This is a genomic window from Arthrobacter sp. 35/47, assembly GCF_000520475.1.
Lineage (GTDB): Bacteria > Actinomycetota > Actinomycetes > Actinomycetales > Micrococcaceae > Arthrobacter_D > Arthrobacter_D subterraneus.
Window position 1 is genome coordinate 72575 of sequence record NZ_KI914592.1, and the last position, 4510, is coordinate 77084.

Annotated in this window: 5 protein-coding genes; 3 read left to right on the forward strand and 2 right to left on the reverse strand. The window is 64.3% G+C overall.

The window, feature by feature from the left end; translation table 11 throughout:
- From X803_RS22170 to X803_RS0106975, 3 genes are all read left to right on the forward strand, one after another.
- Positions 1–624: nucleotide-binding domain containing protein (locus tag X803_RS22170; RefSeq protein WP_026544585.1), on the forward strand; the 624-nt coding region annotated here is incomplete at its 5' end.
- Positions 621–1664 (forward strand): 4-hydroxythreonine-4-phosphate dehydrogenase PdxA, encoded by a 1044-nt coding sequence (pdxA, locus tag X803_RS0106970; protein ID WP_026544586.1) that lies wholly within the window; start codon positions 621–623, stop codon positions 1662–1664. The genes X803_RS22170 and pdxA, both read left to right, overlap by 4 nt.
- Before the next feature lie 21 nt (positions 1665–1685).
- Positions 1686–2624 (forward strand): GntR family transcriptional regulator, encoded by a 939-nt coding sequence (locus tag X803_RS0106975; protein ID WP_162149202.1) that lies wholly within the window; start codon positions 1686–1688, stop codon positions 2622–2624.
- Positions 2625–2644: 20 nt separating this feature from the next.
- On the opposite strand, the gene X803_RS20990 is transcribed toward X803_RS0106975, so the two are convergent.
- On the reverse strand, positions 2645–3493 hold the full coding sequence (locus X803_RS20990) for a nuclease-related domain-containing protein (protein WP_162149203.1): 849 nt from the start codon (positions 3491–3493) through the stop codon (positions 2645–2647).
- Positions 3494–3701: 208 nt separating this feature from the next.
- Complete coding sequence (locus tag X803_RS0106985) at positions 3702–4376, reverse strand: haloacid dehalogenase type II (RefSeq protein WP_026544588.1); 675 nt, start codon at positions 4374–4376, stop codon at positions 3702–3704.
- Positions 4377–4510: the final 134 nt, after the last annotated feature.

Sequence of the window (4510 nt, forward strand, 5' to 3'; positions counted from 1 at the left end):
CCGCTTGCCGCTCTGTCCGCTGTGCAGGGTGCCGACAAGCCGGCGGCAGTTCAGGGACAGGCCGCTGGAAGGACGCTCGTTGTGGTGAGCTCGCTGCACGACGCCTCACATGAGCAGGTGCGGGTGCTGACCGACGGCACTCCTCGGCAGGAGCTGCTCATCCTGCAGCCATCCATGGAGAATCTTCGCTCCGCGGCAACTGCGCAAGCCTGGCTGGAGACTATGCTTCCCCTGCCCAGCCTGTCCTCGACTGTCCTGATGGTTTCGCCGCCTCGTGCCGACGCAGGCGAGAAAGAACAGCTCGACGGGACAAGCCGCGGTGACGCAGTGGCGGGAGGACTCGCCGCGCTCACCATCACGCTGATGGAGAACTATGAATTTTCCAACCTCGTGTTGATCGGCGGGGACGGCGCGCGCGCAGTACTTCACGCCTGCGGCGCTGAATCAGTCACGGTGACCGGCGCCATCGAGGAAGGCGTGCCACTCGGCGTAGTCAACGGCGGCCGGGTGGACGGACTTCGCGCAGTCACCAAGGCGGGCGGTTTCGGTGAGCCGGAAACGCTCGTGGATATCCTCAAAGCAATCACATCTCACACCCCCCACCCAACGGAGGCCAGCTCATGACCATTCCCACCCTCGCAGTCACCCTTGGCGACGTTGCAGGCATCGGGCCTGAGATCACTGCCAAGTCGCTACTCGGCCACGACGATGTACGGACCCGCTGCCGGCCGATTGTCATCGGCGATGAAGCCGCCATGCGGCGGGGAGTCGAGCATGTCGGCGGGAACCCTGACCAGGTACGCGTAATCAGGTCGGTCGCCGAGGCGACCAACGAGCCCGGGACAATCGAACTGATTCAGACCGGCCCCTCTTTGGCCCACGTGCCTACCGGAGAGCTCAGCCCCGACGCCGGGGACGGGTCCTACCGTTTCGTCGTCGAGGCGTGCAGACTCGCTCGTGAGGGAGAGGTTGACGGCATCGTCACCGCCCCCTTGAACAAGGCTGCGATGCATGCCGGCGGACACAAATGGCCGGGACACACAGAGCTCCTGGCGCATGAATTCGGAGTGGACAATTTCAGTCTGGTCCTGTCCGCCGGTGACCTGTACTTCTTCCACCTCACCACCCACGTCTCCCTGCGGCAGGCGATCGACGATGTCACCCCCGAGCGCACGGGAAACGTAATTGAACTGGTAAGTGCCTTCACCAAGGCGCTCGGCAACCCGGAGGAACCCATCGGGTTGGCGGGCCTCAATCCGCATGCCGGAGAGAATCGACTCTTTGGGAACGAGGACGCTGACATCCTGGCTCCCGCTGTCGAAGCCGCCCGGGCCGCCGGCATCAATGTCCACGGCCCCGTGCCGGCGGACGCGCTGATCCCCGCGGCGGTGAAAGGCAAGTGGAACATGGTCATCGTCTGCTATCACGATCAGGGCCACGCGCCGTTCAAGGCCGTCTACGGGGATGACGGCGTCAATATCACCGTCGGGCTGCCTGTGGTCCGGGTATCCGTGGACCATGGCACCGCCTTCGACATCGCGGGTAAGGGCATCGCCCGCGAAGCCAGTCTGGTGCTGTCCCTTGAACGGGCAGCAGCGCTGGCACCCGGATGGGACCATGTCTGGCGGACGGCACGCAAGGACAGGGCCGCATCCGCCAGCTGACCGTACTGAATAATGGGTGCAATGAACTCATCCGTCGGGGACGGCTTATCTGTCTCACCTAGCGGCAACGTTCCGTTGCATCTCCAGTTGCGAAACCACCTGCGAGCGCAGATTGTCAACCACTCACTGCCGCCCGGAGCTGCGCTTCCCAGTGAAGCGCAGCTTCAGGCGCAGTTTGGCGTGTCTCGATCTGTGGTGCGGCAGGCACTTGGAGCCCTCGCCGCCGAAGGCCTCATCGACAGGGGTCGCGGGCGCGGGAGCACGGTGGCTCCGAGACGTGAGCATCATCGGCTGGTCCAGCGCATGCCGGGCCTGTCCACACAGATTTCCGAGACCGGCGTAAGTGTCCAGACGGAAGTCCTCGGGTTCGAGGTCGAAACCGCCCGCGGAATGGCTGCCGCCCTCGGCACGCCTGAGGCGCTTGCCCTCAAGCGGCTGCGTTCCGTGGATGGCTCACCGATCGCGCTCATCCACACCTGGTTGCCGCTGCCGCTATGTGCTGACCTGAGAGCGGAAGACCTCCAGAATGCATCCCTGCATGGAGTGCTGCGGGAGAAACTCGGCATTGATGTGACGGCCGGCCGTCGCCAGATCAGGGCTGCCCCGGCGGACTCAGACCTCCTCTCGCTGCTCCGGATGGAGGCCCATTCGCCGGTACTCCTCCTTGAGGGGACCAGCGTCGACGCCTCGGGCAGAACCGTCGAGGTTTTCACGACCTGGCATCATGCAGACCAGGTGGTTTTTGATATCGACGTAGTCAATGACACGGGTGACGCATCAGACGGGTTCACACACTCGCCCGGGCTGAAACCTGAGAAAACCGAAGAGGATATCCCCTCTGAAATCACCGGCGTCGGATATCGGAATCTGGAGCCGCTGTCGGAGCGTGCGCATGCTCTTGCGGTGGAACTTGATCGGTTCGCGAAGGAGGTTCGAGGCGGCAGGATCCGGCAGCCGTGAGATGTGAAGTCAGGCAGCGTTCAGCTTCCTTCCGGCAGAAGCACTGTAGAGCTCGGGATCGGCGCTGGAGCAGGCCGCGAACTCTCCGCCACGCCGTCCATGATGTTGAGCAGCGTCATGATCCCAATCACCAGCAAAGACAGTTTGATGACAGCACCCGCGACTCCCGGGCGCTTCCTCGCCCTTCGCTTCGGGCTCCGGCCGGACCTCGTCTGCGGCGGCACGCCGGAAAGTCCTGACCGGGCGCCCGCACGGCGGCGCTGGAGTGTTCGCGAGGCCCCGCCGTCGGCTTCTTCAAGCTGACGGGTAGTCCACAGCCCAGGACTCTGGTCACCGGCCAGTAGATCCTCAAGATGGCGGGCAACAACGTCGATGGCAACGATATCCAGAACTGTCGGTAGCGAACGCAGCGCAGGGATCAGGGTTCCTGCCCCTTCGATACGGACACCGCTGTTAGTCCGGCCCGCAAGATCCGCTTGCCCGACCAGACAAATCCAGCCTGCAGTCAGATGCCGATGCTGCGGCTCAAGCAGTGCGGAGACCGCGCTTGCCTGATCCAGCACTGAGTCAATCCTCGCCGTCCGGTACCCGTTCTGACGCAGTTCACCTCCACGCAGCTCGACGGTTCCAGTCCAGTTCTTTGTGTCCAGAACGACGACGCCGCCGGGGCCGACAAGCACATGATCCAGGTTTGCTTTCGGTCGGCCGGGCCAGTGCACATCATGCAGGATCCGCCAGTGCTCCCCCTCGAGTTCGGCGAGCCGCTCAGCGACGAGCCGCTCTCCCAGTGCACCTGCCTCCCAGGCGTGCAACTGTTGCTCGGCACGCGCTAGCTCCCGGCGTAGCTTCTCCACTCGTTCTTTGGCCATGCGCGCCTGATCTGTGGCGCCGCCCCCTGCTGTCATTACTCCCCCAATTCAGTCCTCTCAGGCTAGGACCGAATTCCAAGGGTCTGACCAGCAAAAGCGCAGAACTTGATCAATTCCAGGCGCGGGGAACCGGGGCCTCCTCTAAAACGGTGCAGGCACTGCTCTCATTGCATGCGTTGCCTGCAGAGCCTGCACCGTTTCAGAAGGACTATGCCGCCCGAATCGCCCCTGCGAGCTCGGAAAGGCTGCCGGCCTCGAGGTCAGGCGCGTCGAAGTACCCGGGGTAGGCGGTACCCGTCCGATTGATCCAGGCAGTCCGGAGCCCTGCGCGGTGTGCGCCGTGGATATCCCACGGATGGACGGCAACCAGCAGCAGCTCCCGCGGCTCCCGGCCGAGCTCCGCGGCGGCATAGTGGTACGCCTCGGCAGCCGGCTTCCACCTCGCCGCATCCGTGACGCTCAACAGCCTCGCGAAGTGCCCGCGGATGCCGGCGCGCTCAAAGAGCGCATCGGCCACGGAAGTAGCACCGTTGCTCAAGGTGACCAGCTCTGCATGGTGAGACAGCGCCTCGATACCGGGGACAACGTCGTCGTGCACTGACAGGGAGGTCAGCGCATCCATGATGGTTCCTACCGCCACGCGGTGATCGCCCGCGCCCAAGGTGTCAGCGCACAGTCGCTCGAGGCTGTCCCTGGCGATGTCGGCGAACCCGGGATTGTCGTTGGTCGCGGTGAGGGCGAATCCGTCCCGCAGTATCCCGGCGAACCACACCCGCGCGGTCAGGGACGGCAGGCCCTCGGCGTCGAACGCTTCGGCAAGCGGGCTCATGTCGGAAAGGGTTTCATTGACATCGAAGACGATTGTTCGCGGAGTGTCAGTCATGGTGGCCACGTTTTCAGACTTGGGCGTCCGGCGATACCCCTGCCACGGACCCTCAACGGGAACTGCCCACCCAGCTCAACTGCTGGATGGGCAGGAATCGCGGGTGCCCACCGGGTACAACCACCCGGCGGGCA